This is a genomic window from Amycolatopsis sp. NPDC004169 (assembly GCF_040610315.1).
GTDB lineage: Bacteria > Actinomycetota > Actinomycetes > Mycobacteriales > Pseudonocardiaceae > Amycolatopsis.
In genome coordinates this window covers 33,084-56,928 of record NZ_JBEXMD010000058.1, presented here as the reverse complement: position 1 = coordinate 56,928, position 23,845 = coordinate 33,084, and the positions used below count along the sequence as shown (strand labels likewise).

Sequence of the window (23,845 nt, the reverse complement as noted above, 5' to 3'; positions counted from 1 at the left end):
TCTCCCCGCCCCCCCGCCCCACCCTCTCCCTCGGTCGGCTACCTCAGTGCACCGCCGCCGATACGCAGAACTCGTTGCCCTCCGGGTCCTGCAGCACCGTCCACGCCAGGCCCGGCACCTCGTGCTCCGCCACCTCCTTCGCGCCCAACCCCACCAGCCGCTTCACCTCGGCCTCGCGGTTCTCCGCTCCGAAGTCGATGTGGGCTCGGTTCTTGCCCTCTCTCGGCTCCGGTACCCGCTGCAGGGCCAGCGGCAGCCCGCCCTCCGCTGCCGGGGCGAGGATCAGGAACTCGCCCTCGTAGTCCTGGGCCACCGTTGTGCCCAGCGCCGCCGTCCAGAACTGCGCCAGCTGCCTCGGCTCCGCGCAGTCGATCGTGATCATGCCCATGTGGATCGCCATGCCCCGAAGCTAGCGGGCACCACCGACAAAAACCGGCCGCCGAGTAACCCGTTGGAGTCACGGCCGGGGTATTGACTACCCTGAGCGGGACTTTCACACCCGCCCGGCGCAGGGAGCCCCGCAGTGATCACCAGGACTTCGTCGTTGTTCCTTCGCACGTTGCGCGAGGATCCGGCGGACGCCGAGGTACCGAGCCACCGGCTCCTGGTACGTGCCGGCTATGTCCGCCGGGTCGCTCCGGGCGGGTACTCGTGGCTGCCCCTCGGCCTGCGCGTGCTGCGCCGCATCGAGGCCGTCGTGCGCGAAGAGATGAACGCCATCGGCGCGCAGGAGATCCAGTTCCCCGCGCTGCTGCCGAAGGAGCCCTACGAGGCCACCGGCCGCTGGACCGAGTACGGCGATGGCCTCTTCCGCCTCAAGGACCGCAAGGGCGCCGACTACCTCCTCGGCCCGACGCATGAGGAGCTCTTCGCCCTCACCGTCAAGGGCGAGTACAGCTCGTACCGCGACTACCCGGTCACGCTGTACCAGATCCAGACCAAGTACCGCGACGAAGCGCGCCCCCGGGCCGGCATCCTGCGCGGCCGCGAGTTCGTCATGAAGGACTCCTACTCCTTCGACCTCGACGACGACGGCCTCGCCCGCTCCTACCAGGCCCACCGCGACGCCTATGTGAAGCTGTTCGACCGGCTCGGCCTCGAGTACGTCGTCGTGAAGGCGACGTCGGGTGCCATGGGCGGCTCGGCGTCGGAGGAGTTCCTCGCCGTCGCCGAGACGGGTGAGGACACCTACGTCCGCAGCACCGAGTCCGGCTACGCCGCGAACGTCGAAGCCGTCGTCACGCCCGCGCCCGCCACGCAGCCCGTCGAGGGCCGTCCCGAGGCGCAGGTGCACCACACGCCGAACACGCCGACCATCGACTCGCTCGTCGACTTCCTCAACAAGGCCGGCCTGGGCCGCACGTTCACCGCCGCGGACACGCTGAAGAACGTCATGCTCAAGACGCGGCAGCCGGGCTCGGCCGAGTGGGAGCTCGTCTGCGTCGCCGTCCCGGGTGACCGCGAAGTCGACATGAAGCGCCTCGAAGCGTCGCTGGAGCCGGCCGAGGTCGCGCTGCTCGACGAGGCCGACTTCGCGAAGAACCCGTTCCTCGTCAAGGGCTACATCGGCCCGAAGGCGCTGCAGGACAACGGCGTGCGCTACCTCGCCGACCCGCGGATCGTCCCCGGCACCGCCTGGGTCACCGGGGCCGACAAGGTCGACCACCACGTCGTCGACCTGCTGGCCGGCCGCGACTTCACCCCGGACGGCACCATCGAGGCCGCCGAGGTCCGCGAGGGCGACGCGTCGCCGGACGGGCACGGCACCCTGGTCGCCGCGCGCGGCATCGAGATCGGCCACATCTTCCAGCTCGGCCGCAAGTACACCGACGCCTTCGAGGTCGACGCGCTCGGCCCCGACTCCAAGCCGATCCGGATCACCATGGGTTCGTACGGCGTTGGCGTCTCGCGGCTGGTCGGCGTGCTCGCCGAGCAGAACCACGACGACCTCGGCCTGATCTGGCCGCGCGTGGTGTCGCCGTTCGACGTGCACATCGTCATCGCGGGCAAGGACGAGACCGTCGCGGCCGGCGCCGAGAAGATCGCCGCCGACCTGGACGCGGCGGGCATCGAGGTCATCCTCGACGACCGCAAGGCGACCCCGGGTGTCAAGTTCGCCGACGCCGAGCTGATCGGCGTGCCGACCATCCTGGTCGTCGGGCGCGGCCTGGCCAACGGCGTCGTCGAGGTCAAGGACCGGCGGTCGGGCGAGCGCGAGGAGATCGCGGTCGACGCCGTCGTCGAGCACCTGGTCAAGCTCGTCCGGAGCTGACGTGAACCGGCGTTCCGAAGATGCGACGCCGGGCTACGAGGACAACGCGGCGCTTCGCGGGTTCGGCGGTTACGAACCCGCGGACGCGCCGCGCGCGCAGCCGAAGCGGATCCGGCCGAAGGCGAAGCCGCTGAAGTGGCGGCGCGCGCCGTGGTTCGGGCTGGTGTTCATCGCCCTGGTCGCGGGCGTGCTGAACGCGTTCGGCATCGGCAAGCCGCGTCCGGCGTCGTCCTCGCCGCCGCCATCGCCGCTGGTGGTGACACCTTCGCCGCGCGCGACGGTCCCGCCGGCGGTCGCGGGCTGGCGGTCCGTGGCCGGCGGTGACGGCGCTTACGCCTACGACGTCCCGCCGAACTGGGAGCCGGCCCCGGGCACCCAGCACGGCTGGGACGGGATCCGGCTGATCACGAGCGCGTTCCTGGGCAAGTGCGACGGCGGAGCGGGCATCACCACGGAGCCACTGGCCGACCTCGAGGCAGCGGCCCGCAAGGCGGCGACGGACCTGGCTTCCGGGGCGTACGGCGCGGCGCCCGAGATCGGGCCGGGGTCGGACGCGCAGGTCGCCCGGGCCGACGGCACCCCGGTGCCCGCGCGGGTGGTGGTCGCTTCGGTGACGCCGGTGCCGACGGGGGAGTGCGCGGTCCGGCAGGCGCAGCTGGCGGTGCTGGCGTTCGGCGAGGATTCGGGGACGTCCGGTGTGGTCGTGGCCTACGGGACGTCGGCGCGGGACGAGCTGGAGCGGATAGTGCGGAGCTACCGGTTCGTGCCGGCGGCGGACCGCGGTGTGACGACCCCGCCGCCGACGACAGTCCGTTAGAGCGGGCGGCTTTCGTACGCCTCCAGGTCGCCGACGATCCACCCGTGCGTGAATTCTTCCTCGGCGGGGGACGCGCCGACGACCGAGCGGACGAAGAAGTCTTCCTGGGTGACGTCGAGGTCGTCGTCGAGCATGGCGATGGAGTCGGGCCAGGCGTCGGGAACGTGCTCGGTGAGGATCTGCAGCGGGGCGTTGCGGAGATCGGCGTCGACGCTGGAGCCGGCGAGTTCGAGGTCGATTTCGCGGGGGAGCTTTTCGACGACGTCGAGGGCGTCGTCGTCGAGGGCGATGCAGTTGGTGAGATCGACGTGTTCGAGGGCCTTGAGCGGGTTGAGTTCGCCGATGTCGGTGAGAGAGACGCAGCCGTTCAGGGCGATGCTGCGCAGGCCGGTCATAGCTGCGATGCCGTGGAGGCTTTCGAGTTCGGAGTCAGGGGCGTCGAGGACCTCGAGGTTGGTGCAGCCGGCGAAGGTGTCGAGGTCGGTCAGTGGCCATCCCGGGATACTGAGGGAGCGCAGAGCAGGGAGGGATAGCGCCGCGGTCTCCGTGCTCGACAGTTCGAACCCCTCCAGCTCCAGGTTTTCGAGCTTGCCGAGGGAATCGAGGGCTGCGAGGTTGGTGAGCTTGATTCCGGTGTCCCCGCTCACCCGCAGATCGACCAGGTTGGGGGCGGCAAGGAAGAACCCGCAGTCCAGGATGACATTGGTCGAATCGGCGGTCTTCACGAGTCGCAGGTCGAGGGACGTGAGCGTGTCGTTCCGGGGCAGGAGCGCGCGGATATCGGCGGGACCGAGAACTTCGAGATCCACTGAAAGGTTCTGGAGGCCGGGGATTTCCAGCAACTCGACGAGATCGCCGAGGATGAGTCCGGAGTCGATGGTCACCCCGGACAGCCGTGCGCCGGCGGTCAGGCGCGCAGCCACCCAGATCTCGTTCAGGGAATGAACGTGGACTAGGTAGTCCCTGCCGAGCAGCCCGGTGAAGGGAATGCGGGAGACATCCCGCAGTTCGACCACGGTCGGTGCGTGGAGTTCGGTCAGCACGTGTTCGGCGTACTCCGCGGGCGGGAAGAACGACCAGGCCTCGACCAGGCTCTGCGCGAGTGACCGCCGCAGCGGTACCGGAAGGTCGATCAGGACCTTGAGCGCTCTCGGCGAGCCGATCCGGCCGAGCGCCTCCACACAGCGTTCCGACGCGTAGGCCTCGGTGCTGGTCAGGAACCGCTCGATCAGACCCACGCTGGTGTCCCCACCGGCGACGAGCCGCAACATCGCGTCGCTGTTGAGCGGCGGGACCAGCGACTCCAAGTACGACTCCAGCCTGCGGGTCACGCTCTCGTCCACCAGCAAGCACGCGTCGACGCAGGTCATCACCAGGCTGTACAAGTGTTCCCGGTCGCCGCGGGTGGCGCTTTCCGCCTTCGACAGCAGGTTTCCCAGCAAGCTCGTGGCTTCGGCGGGCCGCGCCATGCCGACCGCCAGCGCGATCACTCCCGCGAACGACGGGTCGCCCGCCCAGTACAGCAACGCGCCGAAGTCGCCCTGGCCGCTCATCCAGCGGGCCGCCAGGAACTCCAGGAACGTCCGGTGGACGAAGTCGACGACGCCCGGCGCCGGCTCGCGAAGAATTGATCGCTCGATCAGGTCGTGCAGGGCCTCCTCCGCGGTGATCGTGTCCTGGCGCAGCAACCGCAACGTCTGCCCGACGTGGCTGAGGGCCTTGTCCTTCGCGATCTCCGACTGGTCGTTGCGGATCAGCCACTGGGCCAGGTCCTGCAGCAGCGCCAGTCGTTCCTCCGGCCCCAGCGGGGAAATCGCGAGGTTGCGTTCCGTGTCCCGCCGCCCGGCCAGCATGACGAGCGTTGTCTCGTACAGGTCGAGACGGCGGCGGGGCAGGCTGCCGACCCCTTTGTGCGCGTACGCCAGTGCGCACAGCACCGCGCAGAGCAGGGGTGTGCGGGCCAGGTCGAGCAGCGCCGGGTTTTGCAGGATGTGCTCGGTGACGAGCTTTCCCTTGGCGCGGTGGCTTTCCTGGTGCTCCTTCGGCAGGGTGGCGCTCGTCGAGACGTGCCAGTGCCGCACCAGGGCCGTGATCTGGTCCGGTCCCATCGGTTCGAGCTGCGCCATGCGGTACTGCCCGAGCTTGAAACCCGGGTGGCGCAGGGCCGCCGGCCGTCCGCTGAGGATGAAGACGTTCTCGGGGAAGGTGCCCAGCAGTTCGTCGAGCCAGCGCTGCACCGCGGGGCGACGGGAAACCGGGAGCTCGTCCAAGCCGTCGATCAGCACGATGGCCCGGCCTTCGGCGAGCAGATCGCTGCACCAGCGGGGCGGCTTCCGGGCGTTGAGGCTCGCCGCCACCTCGTCGGTGAGCGCTTCGACCTCCGGAAGCGGCTGTTCCACGTAGCGGCGGAGCCGGACGGCCAGGGGGACCTTGCCCCTCCAGTGCGCGAGTCTCGGCGGCAGCCGATCCCGAGCAGCGGCCACGGCGATCCACTGCAGCAGCGTCGTCTTGCCCGAGCCCGCCTCGCCGATGAGGACCTGGTGCGTGGCGGCGGCCAGGACGTTCACCACGTCGTTGCGGCGGCCACCCGACCAGGTGTGGTCGTCGTCCCACTGGCCGCTCGCTGCCGACAGGGCCACGAATGCCGGGGTCAGTGCGTACCGCTCCACCGAGCGGGCGAGGTCGATGCCGAGGATTTCGAGGTGGTCGAGGCGGTTGCTGACCGCTCGCAGGTATTCCGTCGTGTACGCGGCGGCCGAGAGCTGGTCGTCGGCTGCCTCGTTGCGGGCTCGCTGCCGGCGGGGGACGCTGCTGAGCGCCGTCTCCAGGGCCTGCGGGAGGTCCGTCTCCCGCTCGATCGCGCCGGGCAGGGCGTCACGGTGCAGGTCCGGAACGCCCAGGTACGCCCCGACCAGGAACGCCGTGACGTCGGACAGGAAATAGCCCTCGACCGGGGACTTCGCTTCACCGAGGAGCGGCCGGAGGACCGCCGTCTCGGCCGGGTGGGTGTGGTCCACCAGCTGGAGGTGGGACGTCACCTGCCGGAAGAACCCGGCGTCCTTGATGCCGTAGGTGTCGGCGGCTCGTTCCAGGTGCTCCAGCAGCACCTCCTCGAGGTCCTCCAGAAGCCGGTCCGCCTTCCGCTTCTCCCTCCGATCCCGGCCCAGCGCAGGGATTTCCTCACGTGACTCCCACCGGTGGAGCCTGAGCAACGCCGACAGCAGAGCGCCGGCGACGTCCTCCAGGGAGTACGCCGTCCGGTCGGCCGCGTCGAGCAGCGCGAACGCGAACTCGGCCGCGTGGCTCGCCGCGGTCTCCTGCCAGCCGGCCTGGTCCGCGTCCGCCTTGCCCGACAGCAGGTCGCTGATCCCGCGGATCACGCCGACCGAGACGCCCGACCGGGCCGACGCCGCCTTGACGAACCCCAGTCCTTCCTGTTCCGTCGCCACCACCTGGCTGTAGTGGCGCCGGATCACCTCCGCGGTGGGGGCCTCGGCGTCCGCCACCACCTTGCCGCCCGCGGCGATCGGCTCGACGACCACCGCGAACCCGGCGGTCAGCTCGTGGCGCAGGTACCGGGCGGCCTGCACGAGGTCGTAGGACGCGGTGCCGACCTGGCCGCGCGGCAGGAAGACGTCGGTGCCCTCCTTGCCGTACTCGTAGCCGTGGACCTCGGTGGCGAACACGACGTCGCCGAGCGCCACGTCCTTGACGCCGCCCGCCACACCGACGAAGAGCGCGACGTCCGGCGAAAAGTGCTGGAGCGCGCGTTCGGTCGAATAGCTCGCTTCTTCGTTGCCGCGGCCGATCTCCGCGACCGCCACCTGCCAGGTTCCCGATGACCCGACGAGGTACCGGCTGCCCTGGGCGTGGGTCTGCCAGACCGCACCGGACAGCCGGGCGGCGACCGCCGTGAACTCGACCGGCAGGGCGGTGAGCACGACCGCCGTGCGGGTCATTCCTTCGGGTCCGCGCCGGATGGTGCGCGCAGGCGGTCCCAGTTCCTGCTGTCGCGCTCGATGGCCCGGTTCAGCTCGCCGTAGATGCGCTCGACGTCCTGCCGGCGTTCTTCCGGCGAACGGTCCTTGCTCATGCAGTAGCGCAGATCCCGCGAAATGTTCTCGAGATCGCGGACGGTCTGCGTCCTGAGGATCCACAGCTCCCGGTGGGAGAAGAAGGCGTCCGCCGCCGCGAGCACGGTGATCAGCGCACCCAGCCCGAGTGCGATGTTCGCGAACAGATCCGTGTAGCCGTCGAAGTTCCGCAAACCGAGCAGGACGCTGATCGTCGCGGACAACAACACCGTCGACAGCCGCAGTGCGAACGCCTTCCGCTTGTCGCGCTTGCGGCGCTTCGTGTACCGGTGCAGCTGTTGGTCGAGTTCGGTGCGCAGAAAGGCAAGCTCGCCGGAGGGCTCGTCGGACACGACGACGAATGTAGCACCGGCGGCGCGGGCGTTTTGCCGCTTCCGCCGGGCGCCGGGATTCGGCAGGCTGCGGTACATGAACGGGGATGAGGAACGACGGCTCGGCCGCGTGCGGGCCGTCGCGTTCGGGGTGCTCGGCGTCGCGGGGTTCGTGCTGCTCTTCGGGCCGTTGCTGGCCAAGGCCGGGAGCTGGCTCGTGCAGCCGCGTGACCCGGACTGGTGGGGCGCCTCGGGCCAGTGGGTCGGGGGCATCGGCACGATCGCGGCCGTGGTGGTGGCGCTGTGGATCGCCATCCGCGACGGCAGGCTCGCCCGCGAGGACCGGCGCGAGCGGGACCTGCGGGAACGGCAGGAACAGGCCGCGAAGGTCACCGCGTGGATCGAATACGCGGGCGAGCGCGGCTACATCATCGTGTCCAACGCGAACGCCGAGGCGGTCAACCACGTCGTCGTCTCGTTCGACCTCGTGCACAACCTGCCGATGACCGGCTCCACGCTGCACCGCGGGCCGGACATCGAAGACGACGAGTACCTCTACGCGATCCTGCCGCCCGGGAAGTGGCGGATGCCGATCCGCGAGGAGTGGCGGCGGCCGGGGATGACGCCCGGGGTGATGCTCGCCTTCACCGACTCGCGGAACGGCCACTGGCTCCGCCTGACCGACGGACGGCTGATCCCGAAGGAGCAGAACGTCGTCAGCAGGCGGAAGATCCGGTTCCCGCAGCGGATCAGCGTGCCCGAGAGCTACTGACCAGCTTCGCCAGCTGCCGCAGGCGGACGTCCGGCAGGTACGCCCGGCTCAGGGCCAGCCCGATGCGCGGGAGGTCGGCCTCGTCGCGGAAAGCCAGGTACAGCGGCACGTGACGCGGCTGGAACTTCGCCTTGAACGCGTGCAGGGAACGGAATCCGTAGTACGGCTCCATCACGCGGCCCAGCGACTCCAGTGCCCGGTCCACCGGGCGGGCCGGGGACCCGTCGCCGCTGCGGGCCAGCGGTGCGCCCGACAGCGAGACGAACCGCGCGCCCTCCTCGCGGAAGGCCAGGCACGCCGAGGCGATCAGGAACTCCATCACCGGGCGGAAGCCGTGGGCGCTGCGGCGCATCACGTCGAGCGTCCAGCCGCCGACCTTGCCCGCGCCCGTATGGACCGGCAGCCACGACGTCACACCGTGCACCGTGCCCTCCGCGTCGACCGCCAGGCCGACCCGGGTCGCCGGGTCCATCGCCTCGTCGAGGCCGCCGAGGGTGAACCCCATCTCCGGCATCGCCTTGCCGGACATCCACTCCTCCGACAGCGCCCGGACCTGGGCCAGGATCGGTTCGGGCTGGTCGGCCAGCCGCACCAGCCGGAACTCGATGTCCTGCTTGGCCGCCTTGTTCAGCGCCGAGCGGACGTCCTGCCACGCCTTGCCGCGGAACTCCAGGCCGTCGAGGTCGAGCACGTTGTCCTCGGCCACCTGGACGTGCTGCCAGCCCAGCTCGCGCGTCGTCGCGACGGTGGCTTCGGTCGCCGAGAACACGCACGGCACCAGGCCGGAGTTCTCGCACATGGCGGCGAACTCGGTGACCGTCGCGGCCGCGGTGCCGTCCGGGGCGATCGGGTCGCCGAGCGCCACCGCGACGCCCGCGTGGCGGCGGTAGGCGAGGTAGGACCGGCCGTCCTCGCGGACGAAGTAGGTGTTGCGCGGCCAGGTCGTCATCCACGACAGCGTGCTGCCGCCGTGGCGGCCCAGCAGGGTGCGGGCCAGCGCCGGCCCCGGACCCTGCGCGTGGCGCCGCAGCCGGCGTCGCGAAGGCACCCGGAAGGCGTGGCGTGCGGCGATCAGCACCGCCAGCTCGACCGTCCACAGGAGATTGTCCACGAAGAACAACGGCAGGCCCGCGGTGTCGTAGTCGCCGCCGAAGAGGTCGGCCACGCCCAGCAGCGTCGCGACGGCGAGGCCCTGCAGCGTCACGAACGCCGAGAGCACCACGGCCCAGCGCCACGCGACGCGGCTGCCCTTGCGCAGCCCGTTGAGCATCGGGACCACCAGCAGCACCAGCACGGCGAGCTCCGGCGCCGACAGCGAAACGCCGTCGTCGGAACCGAACGGGCCGTCTCCGGGCACCAGGAACATCACGATCTCGGCGATGGTGAGCAGCAGCAGCCCGGCCACCGCCAGCACCCGCCACTCCCGCAGGTCGGGGCCCGCCTGCGCCCCGGCCCGGCGCGTGCCGACCAGGCGCTTGCCGAGCGGAAGGGCCAGCAGCAGCGCGAAGAAGTGCACCAGGTCGGCGAGCGTGCCGACGTAGACGATGGCGACCCCGGCGTACACGCACAGCCCGGCCCGCAGCCGCAGCGCCCACGGCGGCCGCAGCGTCGCGCTGGCGATCGCCACCGCGGCGAGCGCGCCACCGGAGAAGCCGACGTCCAGGCTGCCCGCGACCCGCTCGGCCCACAGCCAGCCGGAGTTGCGGGACAGCGCGAGGAACTGGGTCGCGGCGAGCACCGCGACGAACTGGCCGCCGATGGTCACGGCCATCGCGCGCCGCGTCCCCAGCTTCCACTCGGCGAAGCCGGCGAAGAGCGCGAAGCTGCCGACCATCGGCAGGTAGTACCACGGGATGACGGCGAAGAACGGCCCGGTGAGCATCGTCCACCACCGGCCCGCCTCCAGCGACGGCAGCCCGTAGGCGACGAACGGGTACGCCGCGCGGTCTTCGGCGGCGTTCCACAGCGCGCCGGTCGCGACGGCCAGCACCAGCATCGCGAGCGTGACGCCGCTGGTGAACGGCAGCCGCTGTCTCAACACCGCAACCGTGCTCCGGATGCGGCCCCCTCCGGCGGTCCCGGCCGCCGCCCCTGCGTCAGTCATGGGGAAGAGTCTGTCGAGTTCCCGCAGCAGCGGACATCGGGCAAGGGAACGAGATTTCCCCTAGGGGTGTCGTCCTTTCGGCTGAGGGTTTCCCCCTCCGAAGGTTGACTCAGCCGAAGACCGCGCGCCGGACCGCGTCGGTGTCGGTGAGGTCGGGCAGCACCGTGTCCGCGCCCTCGGCCAGCAGTTCTTCGGCCGAGTAGTGCCCCGTGGCGACGGCGACCGAGACCGCGCCGTTGGCCACCGCGGCGCGGACGTCGTTCGGCGTGTCGCCGATGACGACCACCGCGTCCGCGCCGAACTCGGTGCCGTGCTTGGCAGCGGCGAGCCCGACCGCGTGCGGGACCAGGTCCGGGCGGTGCACCGAGAGCGTGCCGTAGCCGCCGATCTCCAGGTCCAGGTGCTCGTCCAGGCCGAACGGGGCGAGCTTGTGGCGGGAGATCTCCGGCAGGTTGCCGGTGACGAGCGTCTGCACGACGTCGCCCTCGGCGGCGAACGCGGCCAGCGCCTCGGCCGCGCCCGGCAGCGCGCGGGCGGTCTCCGCGAACGTGTGCCGGTGGCGCTCGGACTCCGCCACCAGGGCCTTGAACAGCGCCTGGATCGTCTCCTCGGCGGCTTCGAAGCCGTTCGCGGTGAGCAGGTCGGTCGTCGTCGCCCGTTCGGTGCGGCCGCCGAACACCGGGTGCACGCGCAGCTCCGTCCCGGTCGCGGCGGTGAACGCCGTCCCGTACCAGGCCGCGCCCAGTTCGGAGAAGTCCACGAGCGTGTGGTCGATGTCCCAGAGCACCAGCCGCTTCTTTGTCACGAGTCCGAGGCTACCGGGGACGCTATTCAACACGCGTTGACTTTCTGGCGGCCGGGTCGTACCTTGAGGCGTAATTCAACGAGTGACGAATAAGTGGAGGCAGTGATGACCCGTCCCGCAGGGGCGCTCGCCCTGGTCGCCGCCCTGGCCGGCGCGCTGGTGGCGGTGGTGCTCGGATTCCTCACCTTCGGCGCGCAGGCCACCGTCGCGCCCGACGGCGTCCCGGTGGCCGTCGCCGCCCCGCCGGAGATCGCGCAGCGCATCGCCGCGCACGGCGGCGGCCAGCTCGCCTGGACCGTCGCGCCGCCGGCCGAAGCGCGGCAGCTGCTGGAGGACAAGAAGGTCTACGGCGTGCTCGAACTCGGGCCGGGACCGTCCGCCACCGTCGTGACGTCGGGCGCGGTCAACCCGGCGGGCACCCAGGTCGCGCAGCAGGCGCTGACCGGCGCCGCGACCGCGCTGGCCGGCCCGCCCGAGCAGGAGGTCCTGCACCCGGTGAGCCTCGCGGGCCGGGTCGCGCCCCTGGCCGCGAGCGCACTGGCGTGGATCGGCGCGCTCGTCGCCGGGCTCGGGCTGATCCAGCTCGCGAAGCGGTCCGGCCGCACGGTCGGGGCGGCCGCCCGGTTCCTGCAGGTCGCCGGGGCCGGTGTGCTGATCACGGGGGTGGTGGCCGGCTTCTTCGCGCTGTGGGACTCGACGCTGCCGCTGACCGCGGACGTCCTCGGCTTCGTCTTCCTCGCCGCCACGGCGTTCGCGGCGCTGCAGGCCGGCTTGCTGCGCCTGCTGGGCCTGCGCGCGATGGCCGTGCTGGCCCCGCTGTACCTGGTCGCGCCCGCGGTGGCCGGGCAGGTGCCGGAGCTGCTGAACCCGGCCTACCGCGCGCTGCTGTGGTCGTGGACGCCGTTCCGGTTCTCCACCGAAGGCCTGCGCAGCCTGCTGCAGGGCGTGCCGGACGCGCCCGACGTGACGACCGCGCTGTGGGTGCTCGGCGCGCTGCTGGCCGCGGGCCTGGCGGTGGCGCTCTGGCCGGCCCGGTCAGCCCGCCAGGAGGCTGAACCGCACCTTGCGGACGGGGTTGTCGAGGTTGGTGTCCACTAGGCAGATCGACTGCCAGGTGCCGAGCGCCAGGACGCCGCCGAGCACCGGGACCGTCGCGTACGGCGGCACCAGCGCCGGGAGCACGTGGTCACGGCCGTGACCCGGGCTCCCGTGCCGGTGCCGCCAGCGGCCGTCGCGGGGGAGCAGCTCGTCGAGGGCGGTCAGCAGGTCTTCGTCGCTGCCGGCGCCGGTCTCCAGGATGGCCAGCCCGGCGGTGGCGTGCGGGACCCAGACGTGCAGCAGCCCGTCGGTCGCGTCGGCGTCGCGCAGGAAGGCCTCGGCTTCGTGGGTGAGGTCGTGGACGACGGCTTCGGAGCCGGTGCGGACCTCGATCTCGGTGGAGTACATGGGCCCAGCCTAGGGAGCCGCGGGCTCTCCGCGGGTTCAGGATTCGAGGTAGCGCAGCACGGCGAGCACCCGGCGGTTGTCACCCTCGGAGGGTGGCAGGCCGAGCTTGCCGAAGATCGACGTCACGTACTTCTCCACCGAGCCCGGTGACAGGAACAGCCCGGTCGCGATCGCGGAGTTCGACCGGCCTTCCGCCATCAGGCCCAGTACTTCGCGCTCCCGCGGGGTGAGCCCGCCGAGCGCGTCCGTCCGGCGCGTCGCCGAGAACAGCTGGCTGACGACCTCGGGGTCCAGGACGGTTTCGCCGTCCGCGACCCGGCGCAGGGCGTCGAGGAAGTCGGAGACCTCGGCGACGCGATCCTTGAGCAGGTAGCCGACGCCGCCCGCGCGGTCGGCCAGCAGCTGGGCCGCGTACTTCGTCTCGACGTACTGCGAGAACAGCAGGATCGCGCAGCCGGGGAGCTCGCGGCGCAGCGCGATCGCCGCCCGCAGGCCCTCGTCGGTGTGCGTCGGCGGCATCCGGATGTCCACTATGGACACGTCGGGGGTGTGGTCGCCGACCGCTTCGCGCAGGGTGCCGGCGTCCTTCACCGCGGCGACGACCTCGTGGCCGCGGAAGGTCAGCAGCTCGACGAGACCCTGGCGCAGGATGGTGGAGTCCTCCGCGATGACGATCCGCATGCCGCGACCCTAGCGGGGCAACGGCACCCGCGCGGAGACTTCGGTCGGACCACCCGGCGGGCTGGAGACGGTGAGCTCGCCGTCGACCGTCCGCAGCCGCTCGGCGACGCCGGCCAGGCCGCCGCCCGGCACCGTCCGCGCGCCGCCGGGGCCGCTGTCGCGCACCCGCAGCTGCAGGACGTCCTGCTCTTCGGTGACTTCGACCAGGGTCGTCCCACCGTGTTTCGCGGCGTTCGTGAGCAGCTCGGCGGCGCTGAAGTAGACGATCGTCTCCAGCGACGGCGGCGGGCGGCGCGGCAGGTCGACCGCGACCCGCGCGTCGATCCCGGACGTCGCGACGAGCGTGGCGAGGGCGACGTCGAGGCCGGCGTCGAGGGCGGGAGGGTGGATGCCGCGGGCGAGGTCGCGCAGCTCGGTCAGCGCCTGCTTGGCGTTGGCGTGTGCCGCGGTGACCAGCTGCTGCACCTGGGGGAGATCGGCGTGCTCCAGTTCGTCCTTGGCCAGCCCGAGCTTCATCGCGAGGGCGACGAGCTGGGCCTGCGCACCGTCGTGGAGGTCGCGTTCGATGCGCCGCAGCCGCAGGTCGGCGTCCTCGACCGCGGTGGCCCGGCTGGCTTCGAGGTCGCGGACGCGTGCGGACAGCTCCCGCGTGCCGAGCAGGCCGACGACCAGCAGCCGGTCGAGCGAGACGAAGGCGTGCGTGACCCACGGGAGGGCGACGAGCACCAGGAGGCCGGACGCGGACCAGGCGAGCGCGCCGGGCCAGTGGTCGGCGCGGATGCCGAAGGAAGGCAGGTCGTGTTCGCCGAGCGGGAACCAGAAGAGGGAGAAGGTGGTGGCGGCGAGGCCGTAGACGGTCGCGCTCGTGACGGTGAACAGGCCGACGAAGGCGAGGGGGAGGCGCAGGAGGAGGTACCCGGCGGCGCGCCAGCCGGCGGCATCGCCGACGCGCGCCTTGACCCAGCTCCACAGCCCGGGCTTGAGTTCGGGCCGCCCGGGAGCGGGCACGCTGACGCCGAGAAGGGCTCTCGCGAGCCGGCGGTGGGCGGCGCCGAGCCCGCGGGCGTAGAAGACGGCGCCGGCGAGGACGAGGAACCCGAGCAGGACGGGGGTGAGCCAGAGGCCGAGCGCGAGGACGGCGAGGAAGGTGAAGAGCGAGAACGCGGTGAGCGGGCCGGCGAGGCAGAGCCAGAGGTATTCGGCGCAGAAGTCCCGCGCGGAGACGGGGCCCAGGAGGCGGCGGAGCGGGTGGGGGCTGGTCACGGATTCAGTTTCGCGTGGGGCGGGCGGGGGGCCCATCCGGTTTTCCCCCGAGTCGGGGCCGGGGAGGCCGGGCGTGAGGCCGCCGGGTGGCCGCGCGCCGGCCGGATCGGCTGGCGGTCGGGGACGGCCAACCTGATGATGGTGATCAGCGGCATCCCTAGCCTGGCTCGCAGCCAGCAGCCTGGCTTGCTTGCTTGCAGCCCGAGCCTGGCGCGCTCGCAGCCCGAGCGTGGCCCGCCCGCCCGGCCCGCTCGTCGCCCGCTCGAGGTCGGCGATGCCCCGAACCTCGTCTCATCCGGCTGCGCACGCGGGGATCGCGCCGGTCGTCGGCAGCTCCGGCCCGCGGGGGCGCCCCCCGTCTTCCACGCTACCGGCGGGCACCGACAGTTCCGGCGCCCGCGCTGCCCGCGTGGAACGGGTCATCCACAACCCGGAAAGCCTGTGGATGACCCGTTCAGAGCTCAGAGGGCGTCCGGGTCGTCCTCGCGGGCGCGCTGGGCCGCTTCCCGCATCTCGATCACGTCCGTGAGCCACTCGCCCGTCTCCCGGGCGACGTCGCGGATCGCTCCCGTGATGATCGACGCTATGTTGCCGACGTGCGTCGCCGCTGATTCGGTGATCACCTGCAGGGTGTCCTTCTCTCGCTCGAACTGGCCCACCATGTCACCCTCACGCTGCTCGGAGCTGCCGGTCGGGTTCCACGGTAGCCGGGGACTGCGGGGCGGGCAGGGCCAGCTTCACGATCTTCTTCGCCACCGACCAGAGCTGCTTCCGCAGCGGGCCCGTGTGGTACGGCAGTCCGTACTTCTCGCAGATCTCCCGCACCTCGCCGGCGATCTGCGGGTAGCGGCGCGCCGGGATGTCCGGGAACAGGTGGTGCTCGATCTGGTGGGACAGGTTGCCGCTCAGGATGTGGAACAGCGGGCCGCCCGTGATGTTCGCCGAACCCAGGATCTGGCGCAGGTACCACTGGCCGCGTGACTCGGACGCGGTCTCCTCCTCCGTGAAGCTCTCCACGTCCGCCGGGAAGTGGCCGCAGAAGATGATCGCGAACGCCCACAGGTTGCGGGTCAGGTTCGCCGTCGCGTTGCCGAGGAACGTCAGCGGGGCCAGCGGGCCGGTCAGCAGCGGGAACAGCACGTAGTCCTTGCCGATCTGCCGCGACGCCTTCCGCGCGATCCGCCGCAGCACCGGCACGTTGTCCGCCCAGCTCCGGGTGCCCTTGACGACGTTCTCGACCTCGAGGTCGTGCAGCATCACGCCCCACTGGAAGAAGATCGCCAGCAGCGTCGCGTACACCGGGTTGCCCAGGTAGTACGGGTGCCACTTCTGGGCGGTGTCCATCCGCAGGATGCCGTAGCCGACGTCGCGGTCCTTGTCGACGATGTTCGTGTACGTGTGGTGGATGTAGTTGTGGGAGTGCCGCCAGTTCTCCGCCGGCGCCACCGTGTCCCACTCGAACCGCTGCGAGCTCAGCGCCGGGTCGCGCGTCCAGTCGTACTGGCCGTGCATGACGTTGTGGCCGATCTCCATGTTGTCCAGGATCTTGGCCAGCGACAGCGCGCCGACGCCGGCCAGCCACGCCGGCGGGAAGAAGCCGGCGAACAGCAGCGCCCGCCCGGCGACCTCCAGGCCGCGCTGGGTCTTGATGATGGTGTGGATGTAGTCGACGTCTTCCTGGCCGAGGTCGTCGACGATCCGCTGCCGCAGCGCGTCGAGCTCGCGGCCGAACTCCTCGACCTGTTCCGGGGTCAGGCGGTCCTGCAGACCGGTCATGGCAGTTCTCCCTAAGCGTCGATCTCGACGTCCCCGACCGGGACGGAGATGCAGAGCTGGATTTCTTCGTCTTCGTCGCCGGACACCTCGCCGGTGCGCGCGTTGCGGACGCGCCCGGCGGTCTTCAGCTGGGTGCAGGAGAAGCAGATGCCCATCCGGCAGCCGTGCTCCGGCGAGAGCCCGGCCTCCTCGGCCTGCTCCAGCAACGGCTTCCCCGAATTGGCGCACTCCCGGCCGCTGCGGCGGAACCGCACCCGGCCCTCGGCGTCCGCCGTGTCGAAGGTCAACGCCGGCGGCGTGAACTCTTCGGTGTGCACGCGTTCACCCAGCTCCTCGCGGACGGCGTCCATCAGCGGCTTGGGGCCGCAGACGAACGTCTCCGCGTCGCGGAACCACGGCGCGACCCGCGCCAGGTGCTCCGGCGTGAAGAACCCGTTCAGGTCACCGCCCTCGGTGTGGGTGTAGGCGTGCACGACCCGCAGCCCGGGGTGCCGGGCGGCGAGCTCGGCCAGTTCGGTGCGGTACAGCGCGTCGGCCGGGCCGTTCGAGTACTGCACGAACACGATTTCGCCGGGGTGACCCTCGTCGACCAGGGTGCGTGCCATCGCGAGCACCGGCGTGATCCCGCTGCCGCCCGCGATCAGCAGCACGCGGTCCGGCCGGGTGGCAGGCAGCGTGAACGCACCGTCCGGAGTGGACAGGTTGACGACCGAGCCGACACCGATCGCGCGGTTCAGGTGCCCGGAGACCAGGCCCTGTTCCTTGACCGTGAACTCCAGCTCGCCGTCGTGCTGCGAACCGCACGGCGAATAGCAGCGCGTGCGCCGGACGCCGTCGATCTCGACCTGCACGCGGACGTACTGGCCGGCGGTGAAGCCGGGCCACGCGCGGCTCGGCCGGACGGTGAGCGTGACGGTGTCCGGCGTCTGCTTGCGCACCGCCGTGACCAGCCCGCGGATCTCGCGGCGGACCAGCATCGGGTCGACGAGCTCCAGGTACCGGTCCATCCCGTGCGGCGTCAGCAGCGCCTCGGCCAGCGAGGCGAGGCCGCGCACCCGCCGGGGGATGAGCGCCGTCATCGGGGACCTCCTCGATTACAGTGAACGGCTGTACACTCAATAGTGCACTGCAGGAGTGGACACGCTGTCAACGCGAGACCCCGAGGATGTGACGTGAGCAACGCGGTGGACACCCGTACGCTGGAAGACGTGTCCGAACCACTGACGCCGGTGAGCCGCCAGGAGCGCAAACTGCGCACGCGCCAGGCACTGCTGGACACTGCCCTGGAGCTGCTGGCCGACCGGCCGTTCGCCACGCTCTCCCTGCGCGAGGTCGCGAAGGGCGCCGGCCTCGTCCCGACGGCGTTCTACCGGCACTTCGCCTCGATGGAGGACCTCGGCGTCGCGCTCGTCGAAGAGGCGACGCGCACGCTGCGCGGCATGATCCGCTCCGCCCGCGCGGACCGGGAGAGCTACCAGGGGATGATCAGCGCGTCGGTGGCGACGCTGCACCAATTCGTCCGGGCCCACGAGGACCATTTCCGGTTCCTCACCCGCGAGCGGTACGCCGGCGGCTCGCTCGCCGAGGCGATCGGCGTCGAACTGCGGCTGTTTTCCGGTGATCTCGCGATCGACCTCGCGCGGTTCCCGAAGCTGCGCGAGTGGAGCACCGAAGACCTGCACATGCTGGCCGACTTGATCGTTTCCGTGATGCTGACGACCATTGTCGAACTGCTGGAAGCCCGCCCAGGTCAGGACCCGAAAATCACCGGAACGGCGGAAAAGCGGCTGCGTTTGGTCCTGCTCGGCGTCCCGCACTGGAAAAGCAGCTGAACGTTTCCTCGCCGTCACTCGTATCTTCTGGCACAACCGCGAGACTTGCGACCCACGTCACTGGGGACTGTCGGTCCGACGTGGTACAACCCTCGGATCGTGCCTCGCCGATGAGGAGGTCGTGTGACCGACAGCGAACAGAGTCAGCAGCTCACCGTGGGTGTGGTGACCGAATCACGCCACGGGGAGCGGCGGGTGGCCGTGGTGCCCAAGCTCGTCGGGCGGCTGGCGCAGCGCGGGCTGCGCGTCGTCGTCGAGCCGGGTGCCGGCGCCGGTGCGCACCTGAGTGACGACGCGTACACCCAAGCGGGTGCCGAGCTCGGGGACGCCTGGAGCGCGCCGATCGTCGTGAAGGTCAACCCGCCTTCGGCCGCGGAAGTCGCGAAACTGAGCCGGGGCACCGTGCTCGTCGGCTTCCTCGATCCGCGCGGCAACCCGGAGGGGATCGCGAAGCTCGAAGAAGCGGGCTTGCGTGCCTTCGCGATGGAGGCGATCCCGCGGATCTCCCGGGCGCAGGCGATGGACGCGCTGTCGTCGCAGGCCAGCATCGGCGGTTACCGCGCCGTGCTGCTGGCGGCGCAGAAGCTCCCGCGGTTCTTCCCGATGCTCACCACCGCGGCCGGCACCGTCCCGCCGGCCAAGGTGCTGGTGCTCGGCGCCGGTGTCGCGGGCCTGCAGGCGCTCGCCACGGCGAAACGGCTCGGCGCGCAGACCACCGGCTACGACGTCCGGCCCGAGGTCGGCGAGCAGGTCAAGTCGCTCGGCGCGCAGTTCCTCGACCTCGGCATCGAGGCGGTCGGCGAAGGCGGGTACGCCCGCGAGCTGACGGCCGAGGAGCGCGAGGAGCAGCAGCGGCGGCTCACCGAGGCCATCACGAAGTTCGACGTCGTGATCACCACCGCGCTGGTCCCGGGCCGCAAGGCGCCGACGCTGGTCACCGCGGACGCCGTCAAGGGCATGCCTGCCGGATCGGTCGTCGTCGACCTCGCCGGCGAGAGCGGCGGCAACTGCGAGCTGACCAAGCCGGGCGAGGACGTCGTGGAGCACGACGTCACCATCTCGTCCCCGCTGAACCTGCCCGCCGAAATGCCGTCGCACGCCAGTGAGCTGTACGCGCGCAACGTCGTCGAGCTGCTGGAGCTGCTCGTGACGAAGGAAGGCGCGCTGGAGCTGAACTTCGAGGACGAAATCGTCGCCGGTGCCTGCGTGGCCGGGCGCGAAGGGAGCGCGTCGTGAGTCCGTTGGTGCAGAACCTCGCGGTGCTGGTGCTCGCCGGGTTCGTCGGTTTCGCCGTCATCTCGAAGGTGCCCAACACCCTGCACACCCCGCTCATGTCCGGCACGAACGCCATCCACGGCATCGTGCTGCTGGGCGGGCTGGTCGTGCTCGGCCTCGGCGTCGACGGCGTGTTCAACAAGATCCTGCTGGTGATCGCCATCGCCTTCGGCACCATCAACGTCGTCGGCGGGTTCCTGGTCACCGACCGGATGCTGTCGATGTTCAAGGCGAAGAAGCCCGTCGCCGGCGAGGAGGACGAGAAGTGACCGACTTCATCGCGATCCTCTACATCATCGCCTTCGCCCTCTTCATCTACGGCCTGATGGGCCTGACCGGCCCGCGCACCGCCGTCCGCGGCAACTGGATCGCCGCGGTCGGCATGGGCATCGCCGTCGTCGCCACCCTGCTCACGCCGGGGATGGGCAACTGGGTCCTCATCGCGCTCGGCGTCGGGATCGGCGTGGTCGTCGGCGTCCCGTCGGCGCGCAAGGTCAAGATGACCGCGATGCCGCAGATGGTGGCGCTGTTCAACGGCGTCGGCGGCGGCGCGGTCGCGCTCATCGCCTGGGTCGAGTTCAACTCCACCGACGGCTACGCCCACGAGCCGGTGTACATCGCCATCGCGTCGCTGTTCGCCGCGATCATCGGGTCCATCTCCTTCTGGGGCTCGAACGTCGCGTTCGGCAAGCTCCAGGAGCTGATCAGCGGGCGCCCGATCACCCTGGGCAAGCTCCAGCAGCCGGTCAACCTGCTGCTCCTGGCGGTCGCGGTCGTGTGCGCGGTGCTCATCGTCGCCGGCAACGACAGCGAGCTGCTGATCATCGGGCTGCTGGTCGCGGCGGGCGTCCTCGGGCTCACGGTCGTGCTGCCGATCGGCGGCGCGGACATGCCGGTGGTGATTTCGCTGCTCAACGCCTTCACCGGGCTTTCGGCGGCGGCGATGGGCCTGGCGCTGGACAACACCGCGCTGATCGTGGCCGGCATGATCGTCGGCGCGTCCGGCTCGATCCTGACCAACCTGATGGCCAAGGCGATGAACCGGTCCATCCCGGCCATCGTCGCGGGCGGCTTCGGCGGCGGTCCCGCGGTGGCGGCCGGCGGCGGTACGAAGGAAGCCCGGCCGGTTCGCTCGACCAGCGCGGCCGACACCGCGATCCAGATGGCCTACGCCAGCAAGGTCGTCGTCGTGCCGGGGTACGGCATGGCCGTGGCGCAGGCGCAGCACACCGTCCGCGAGATGGCGAAGCTGCTGGAGAAGAAGGGCATCACGGTCGCGTACGCGATCCACCCGGTGGCCGGCCGGATGCCCGGGCACATGAACGTGCTGCTCGCCGAGGCCGACGTGCCGTACGAGCAGCTCAAGGAGATGGACGAGATCAACTCCGAGTTCGCCCAGACCGACGTCGCGCTGGTGATCGGCGCGAACGACGTCACGAACCCGGCCGCGCAGACCGACCCGAGCTCGCCGATCTACGGGATGCCGATCCTGAAGGTCAACGAGAGCCGGTCCGTGATCGTCTTGAAACGCGGGATGGCCTCGGGCTTCGCGGGCATCGACAACGACCTGTTCTACGATCCGAAGACCAGCATGCTCTTCGGGGACGCCAAGTCGTCGGTGGGCGAGATCGTGGAGGAACTCAAGGCGCTATGACGACCGGGTCGGATGTTCGTGCGGCGTTCACGGATCCGGCCGAGAATCTCGCTTTCGACGAAGCGCTCCTCCGGGTTGCGCCCGAGTCACCCGTGCTGTGGCTCTGGCGCAACCCGGTTTGCGTCGTGGTGGGGCGCGGGCAGCGGATCGCCCGCGAGGTGCGGATCGAGGAGTGCGCCCGCGACGGCGTCCCGGTGCTGCGGCGGGCCAGCGGCGGCGGCACGGTGTTCCACGACCCCGGCAACCTGAACGTCACCCTGGTCCTGCCCGGCCCGGCCGACCGGCCCCTGGAGGCGCTCGGCCAGGTGATGAGCGCCGCAGTCGACCAGCTCGGGCTGGTGCCGCGGATCGGTGACCGCGGGCTGTTCGTCGGCGACGCGAAGCTGTGCGGGTTCGCCGTGTTCCGCACGAAGACCGGTCTGCTGGCCCACTCGACGCTGCTGGTCGAGACGTCGGCCGGGTTGGTCGGCCGCTACCTGACCAGCGCGCCGCCGGACCCGCGGCCGCTCGACTCCCACCGCAGCCCGGTGGCGTCGCTGGCCGAGCACGGGCTGCGCCCCGGCTTCCCGGCGGTCGAGGCCGCGGTGCGGGCGGCGGCGTCGCAGCTGCTCGGGACGCTGGTGCCCCGCCCGCCGTCGGCGGCCGAGCTGGCGCGGCAGCGGGCGTTGCTGCACACCCGCTACCACTACCCGTCCTGGCACGCCGACGGCGCTCAGCGTGCGGCCTGACTGTCTGTTGTGGACTTATTCGGCCGCGGAGAACGTGACGGTCGGCACCTTGCGCGCGGCCGCGCGGGTGGTGGTCTTCGGCTCCGCGGCCTTCTTGGTGGGCTCGGCCTTCGCGCGGGCCGGCTTGACCGTGGTGGCGGCCTTCGCCTCGGCGGGGGCCGCTTTGGCGGGCGCAGTCTTCGCGGGCGCTGCCTTGGTGGGTGCTGCCTTGGTGGGTGCTGCCTTGGTGGGCGCGGCCGTGCTGGTGGCCGGCTTCGGCGGTGTCTTCTGCGCGCCGGGGACGGTCCGCGGCCGGTTCTTGCGGCCGCCGGTGCGCCGGCCGGCGTCGGCGTAGCGCTGCAGGAGCGCCCGCAGCGCCTCGGCGTTGGCGACGGAGAGGTCGATGTCGTAGTCGATGCCGTCCAGCCCGAACCCGACGGTCTCCGCCGCGGGCTCGCCGGTCAGATCATCCAGCACCTGCACAGCCGTGTTCCTGGCCACGACAACCTCCCGTGCTTCGAACGTGTGATGTGTTCGCGCGCACCGGGCCCGACGGCACCCGGTGCCGCCGACAACTTGCGACTTCCTGACGGAGGATAGCCGCTGGCTTGCGCGATCCCGCGTGGTGGTGTGCGCTGAACCCCATGGCTGGAGAGACTTTTGACGTAGTGGTGATCGGCGCGGGTCCGGTGGGGGAGGTGGCCGCCGAACGAGCGGCCCGCGGAGGCCTGAAGGTCGCCCTCGTCGAGCACGAACGCTTCGGCGGCGAGTGCTCCTACTGGGCCTGCATCCCGAGCAAGGCGTTGCTGCGGCCCGGAAATCTCCTCGCCGCCGCGAAGCGGGTGCCGGGCGTGCCGGTCGGCGACCGGATCGACCCGGCGGCGGTGTTCGCGCGGCGTGACTGGTTCACCGGCAAGGGCGACGACTCGGGACAGGTCGACTGGGCCCGCGGCGCGGGCATCGAGCCGATCCGCGGGCACGGCGAGCTCACCGGCGAGCGGGAGGTGACCGTCGGCGGCGACCGCGTGCTGACCGCGCGGCACGCGGTGATCGTCTGCACGGGCAGCGTGCCGAGTACGCCGCCGATCCCGGGGCTGGACTCGATCCGGCCGTGGGGTTCGCGGGAAGCGACGTCGGCGTCTTCGGTGCCGGCCCGGCTCGGCGTCCTCGGCGGCGGCGTGGTCGGCGTCGAGATGGCGCAGGCGTTCGCGTCGCTCGGTTCGGAGGTCCACCTGGTGATCAGCGGCCCGCGGCCGCTGCCGCGCACCGCGTCGTTCGCGGGTGACCTCGTGCTGGCGGGGCTGCGTGAGGCGGGTGTCGTCGTGCACACGGAGTCGGGTGTTTCGCAGGTGGCCGCCGGGCAGTTCGGGACCGAGCTGACGCTGAAGGACGGTTCGGCGCTCGTCGTCGACGAGTTCCTGGTGGCGACCGGCCGCCGCCCGGCGACCGCCGGGCTCGAGCGCTTCGGCATCGAGCCGGGGCAGCCCCTGGAGGTGGACGACACCGGCCGCGTGTCCGCAGTGGACGGTGGCTGGCTGTTCGCGGCGGGCGACGTCACGGGCCGGGCCCCGCTGACCCACCAGGGCAAGTACGGCGCCCGCGCGGCGGGGGACACGGTGGCGGCGCTGGCCGCGGGCAAACCGGTGTCCTCGGAGGCGTGGAGCCCGTTCACGGCCACGGCCGACCACCACGCGGTGCCGCAGGTGGTGTTCACCGACCCGGAGGTCGCGGCGGTCGGCCTGGCGGACGCGCGGCCGGACTCGGCGGACCGCGTCGTCGACATCGACATCGCGGTGGCGGGCTCGTCCCTGCACGCGGACGGCTACACCGGCAAAGCCCGGATGGTGGTCGACACCGAGCGGAACGTCCTCCTGGGTGTGACGTTCGTCGGCCAGGACGTCTCGGAACTGCTGCACTCGGCGACGATCGCGATCGTCGGCGAGGTGCCGCTGGACCGGCTGTGGCACGCGGTGCCGTCGTTCCCGACGATCAGCGAGGTCTGGCTGCGGCTGCTGGAGGCGTACGGGCTCTGAGGG

At 71.3% G+C, this 23,845-nt stretch carries 22 protein-coding genes; 10 read left to right on the top strand and 12 right to left on the bottom strand.

All coding sequences use genetic code 11. The annotated features are described in order from the left end of the window. Positions 1-43 precede the first annotated feature (43 nt). Positions 44-400 carry a VOC family protein gene (locus ABZX11_RS43870; RefSeq protein WP_176172049.1) on the bottom strand — a complete coding sequence of 119 codons (357 nt, stop codon included), beginning with the start codon at positions 398-400 and terminating at the stop codon, positions 44-46. A gap of 123 nt (positions 401-523) precedes the next feature. On the opposite strand from ABZX11_RS43870, the gene ABZX11_RS43865 reads away from it, so the two are divergent. Then, on the top strand, positions 524-2,272 hold the full coding sequence (locus ABZX11_RS43865; RefSeq protein WP_354924578.1) for a proline--tRNA ligase: 1,749 nt from the start codon (positions 524-526) through the stop codon (positions 2,270-2,272). 1 nt (position 2,273) lies between these two features. Next, the gene (locus tag ABZX11_RS43860) at positions 2,274-3,089 is read left to right on the top strand and encodes a hypothetical protein (RefSeq protein ID WP_354924576.1); all 816 of its coding nucleotides are present in this window, start codon (positions 2,274-2,276) and stop codon (positions 3,087-3,089) included. Here ABZX11_RS43860 and ABZX11_RS43855 read toward each other — a convergent pair. Both ABZX11_RS43855 and ABZX11_RS43850 read right to left on the bottom strand, forming a co-directional pair. Then, positions 3,086-7,048, bottom strand: a complete 3,963-nt coding sequence (locus ABZX11_RS43855; RefSeq protein ID WP_354924574.1) for an NACHT domain-containing protein — start codon at positions 7,046-7,048, stop codon at positions 3,086-3,088. The two genes, ABZX11_RS43860 and ABZX11_RS43855, sit on opposite strands and share 4 nt — an antisense overlap. Next, positions 7,045-7,515, bottom strand: a complete 471-nt coding sequence (locus ABZX11_RS43850; protein ID WP_354924572.1) for a DUF4231 domain-containing protein — start codon at positions 7,513-7,515, stop codon at positions 7,045-7,047. Before ABZX11_RS43850 ends, ABZX11_RS43855 begins: the two co-directional genes overlap by 4 nt. Before the next feature lie 76 nt (positions 7,516-7,591). On the opposite strand from ABZX11_RS43850, the gene ABZX11_RS43845 reads away from it, so the two are divergent. Next, entirely contained in the window at positions 7,592-8,266 is a 675-nt protein-coding gene (locus ABZX11_RS43845) for a hypothetical protein (RefSeq protein WP_354924570.1), read from the top strand. Here ABZX11_RS43845 and ABZX11_RS43840 read toward each other — a convergent pair. Next, the gene (locus ABZX11_RS43840; RefSeq protein WP_354924568.1) at positions 8,244-10,370 is read right to left on the bottom strand and encodes a DUF2156 domain-containing protein; all 2,127 of its coding nucleotides are present in this window, start codon (positions 10,368-10,370) and stop codon (positions 8,244-8,246) included. The two genes, ABZX11_RS43845 and ABZX11_RS43840, sit on opposite strands and share 23 nt — an antisense overlap. Positions 10,371-10,479: 109 nt before the next feature. Then, the gene (locus ABZX11_RS43835; RefSeq protein WP_176172043.1) at positions 10,480-11,175 is read right to left on the bottom strand and encodes a haloacid dehalogenase-like hydrolase; all 696 of its coding nucleotides are present in this window, start codon (positions 11,173-11,175) and stop codon (positions 10,480-10,482) included. A gap of 105 nt (positions 11,176-11,280) precedes the next feature. On the opposite strand from ABZX11_RS43835, the gene ABZX11_RS43830 reads away from it, so the two are divergent. After that, complete coding sequence (locus ABZX11_RS43830) at positions 11,281-12,273, top strand: ABC transporter permease (protein ID WP_176172042.1); 993 nt, start codon at positions 11,281-11,283, stop codon at positions 12,271-12,273. Here the strand turns inward: ABZX11_RS43830 and ABZX11_RS43825 are convergent. The 6 genes from ABZX11_RS43825 to ABZX11_RS43800 form a co-directional block, all read right to left on the bottom strand. Beyond that, positions 12,211-12,621, bottom strand: a complete 411-nt coding sequence (locus tag ABZX11_RS43825) for a secondary thiamine-phosphate synthase enzyme YjbQ (protein WP_014466759.1) — start codon at positions 12,619-12,621, stop codon at positions 12,211-12,213. The genes ABZX11_RS43830 and ABZX11_RS43825 overlap by 63 nt on opposite strands. Positions 12,622-12,657: 36 nt before the next feature. Continuing rightward, positions 12,658-13,302 (bottom strand): response regulator transcription factor, encoded by a 645-nt coding sequence (locus ABZX11_RS43820; protein ID WP_354924566.1) that lies wholly within the window; start codon positions 13,300-13,302, stop codon positions 12,658-12,660. 9 nt (positions 13,303-13,311) lie between these two features. Then, a complete protein-coding gene (locus ABZX11_RS43815; RefSeq protein WP_354924564.1) occupies positions 13,312-14,601 on the bottom strand; it encodes a sensor domain-containing protein in 1,290 nt (429 codons plus the stop codon). A 425-nt stretch (positions 14,602-15,026) separates the two neighbouring features. Continuing rightward, on the bottom strand, positions 15,027-15,227 hold the full coding sequence (locus ABZX11_RS43810; RefSeq protein WP_176172040.1) for a hypothetical protein: 201 nt from the start codon (positions 15,225-15,227) through the stop codon (positions 15,027-15,029). A 7-nt stretch (positions 15,228-15,234) separates the two neighbouring features. Then, a complete protein-coding gene (locus ABZX11_RS43805; protein WP_354924562.1) occupies positions 15,235-16,341 on the bottom strand; it encodes an acyl-CoA desaturase in 1,107 nt (368 codons plus the stop codon). Between the two features lie 11 nt (positions 16,342-16,352). Further along, entirely contained in the window at positions 16,353-17,420 is a 1,068-nt protein-coding gene (locus ABZX11_RS43800; protein ID WP_354924560.1) for an FAD-binding oxidoreductase, read from the bottom strand. Positions 17,421-17,513: 93 nt separating this feature from the next. Here ABZX11_RS43800 and ABZX11_RS43795 point away from each other — a divergent pair, with 93 nt between their 5' ends. The 5 genes from ABZX11_RS43795 to ABZX11_RS43775 all read left to right on the top strand — a co-directional run bounded on the left by ABZX11_RS43795 (position 17,514) and on the right by ABZX11_RS43775 (position 21,830). After that, on the top strand, positions 17,514-18,173 hold the full coding sequence (locus tag ABZX11_RS43795; protein ID WP_176172037.1) for a TetR family transcriptional regulator: 660 nt from the start codon (positions 17,514-17,516) through the stop codon (positions 18,171-18,173). Between the two features lie 123 nt (positions 18,174-18,296). Continuing rightward, positions 18,297-19,409: a Re/Si-specific NAD(P)(+) transhydrogenase subunit alpha gene (locus ABZX11_RS43790; protein ID WP_176172036.1), complete on the top strand. Its 1,113-nt coding sequence runs from the start codon at positions 18,297-18,299 to the stop codon at positions 19,407-19,409. 5 nt (positions 19,410-19,414) lie between these two features. After that, a complete protein-coding gene (locus ABZX11_RS43785; protein WP_093952148.1) occupies positions 19,415-19,717 on the top strand; it encodes an NAD(P) transhydrogenase subunit alpha in 303 nt (100 codons plus the stop codon). After that, entirely contained in the window at positions 19,714-21,102 is a 1,389-nt protein-coding gene (locus tag ABZX11_RS43780; protein ID WP_176172035.1) for an NAD(P)(+) transhydrogenase (Re/Si-specific) subunit beta, read from the top strand. Before ABZX11_RS43785 ends, ABZX11_RS43780 begins: the two co-directional genes overlap by 4 nt. Continuing rightward, complete coding sequence (locus ABZX11_RS43775) at positions 21,099-21,830, top strand: lipoate--protein ligase family protein (protein WP_176172034.1); 732 nt, start codon at positions 21,099-21,101, stop codon at positions 21,828-21,830. Before ABZX11_RS43780 ends, ABZX11_RS43775 begins: the two co-directional genes overlap by 4 nt. Positions 21,831-21,845: 15 nt before the next feature. Here ABZX11_RS43775 and ABZX11_RS43770 read toward each other — a convergent pair whose 3' ends face one another. Continuing rightward, complete coding sequence (locus ABZX11_RS43770) at positions 21,846-22,310, bottom strand: Lsr2 family protein (RefSeq protein ID WP_354924557.1); 465 nt, start codon at positions 22,308-22,310, stop codon at positions 21,846-21,848. Positions 22,311-22,453: 143 nt separating this feature from the next. Between ABZX11_RS43770 and ABZX11_RS43765 the strand changes: the two genes are divergently transcribed. Beyond that, complete coding sequence (locus tag ABZX11_RS43765; RefSeq protein ID WP_354924555.1) at positions 22,454-23,842, top strand: NAD(P)/FAD-dependent oxidoreductase; 1,389 nt, start codon at positions 22,454-22,456, stop codon at positions 23,840-23,842. Positions 23,843-23,845: the final 3 nt, after the last annotated feature.

What these genes read in the sequence shown, in the direction of transcription:
- ABZX11_RS43805 (WP_354924562.1), bottom strand. Translation starts at nt 16,341, where the DNA reads ATGACCGGTCTGCAGGACCGCCTGACCCCGGAACAGGTCGAGGAGTTC.
- ABZX11_RS43825 (WP_014466759.1), bottom strand. Translation starts at nt 12,621, where the DNA reads ATGTACTCCACCGAGATCGAGGTCCGCACCGGCTCCGAAGCCGTCGTC.
- ABZX11_RS43810 (WP_176172040.1), bottom strand. Translation starts at nt 15,227, where the DNA reads ATGGTGGGCCAGTTCGAGCGAGAGAAGGACACCCTGCAGGTGATCACC.
- ABZX11_RS43820 (WP_354924566.1), bottom strand. Translation starts at nt 13,302, where the DNA reads ATGCGGATCGTCATCGCGGAGGACTCCACCATCCTGCGCCAGGGTCTC.
- ABZX11_RS43855 (WP_354924574.1), bottom strand. Translation starts at nt 7,048, where the DNA reads ATGACCCGCACGGCGGTCGTGCTCACCGCCCTGCCGGTCGAGTTCACG.
- ABZX11_RS43830 (WP_176172042.1), top strand. Translation starts at nt 11,281, where the DNA reads ATGACCCGTCCCGCAGGGGCGCTCGCCCTGGTCGCCGCCCTGGCCGGC.
- ABZX11_RS43765 (WP_354924555.1), top strand. Translation starts at nt 22,454, where the DNA reads ATGGCTGGAGAGACTTTTGACGTAGTGGTGATCGGCGCGGGTCCGGTG.
- ABZX11_RS43870 (WP_176172049.1), bottom strand. Translation starts at nt 400, where the DNA reads ATGGCGATCCACATGGGCATGATCACGATCGACTGCGCGGAGCCGAGG.
- ABZX11_RS43845 (WP_354924570.1), top strand. Translation starts at nt 7,592, where the DNA reads ATGAACGGGGATGAGGAACGACGGCTCGGCCGCGTGCGGGCCGTCGCG.
- ABZX11_RS43840 (WP_354924568.1), bottom strand. Translation starts at nt 10,370, where the DNA reads ATGACTGACGCAGGGGCGGCGGCCGGGACCGCCGGAGGGGGCCGCATC.
- ABZX11_RS43815 (WP_354924564.1), bottom strand. Translation starts at nt 14,601, where the DNA reads ATGGGCCCCCCGCCCGCCCCACGCGAAACTGAATCCGTGACCAGCCCC.
- ABZX11_RS43800 (WP_354924560.1), bottom strand. Translation starts at nt 17,420, where the DNA reads ATGACGGCGCTCATCCCCCGGCGGGTGCGCGGCCTCGCCTCGCTGGCC.
- ABZX11_RS43775 (WP_176172034.1), top strand. Translation starts at nt 21,099, where the DNA reads ATGACGACCGGGTCGGATGTTCGTGCGGCGTTCACGGATCCGGCCGAG.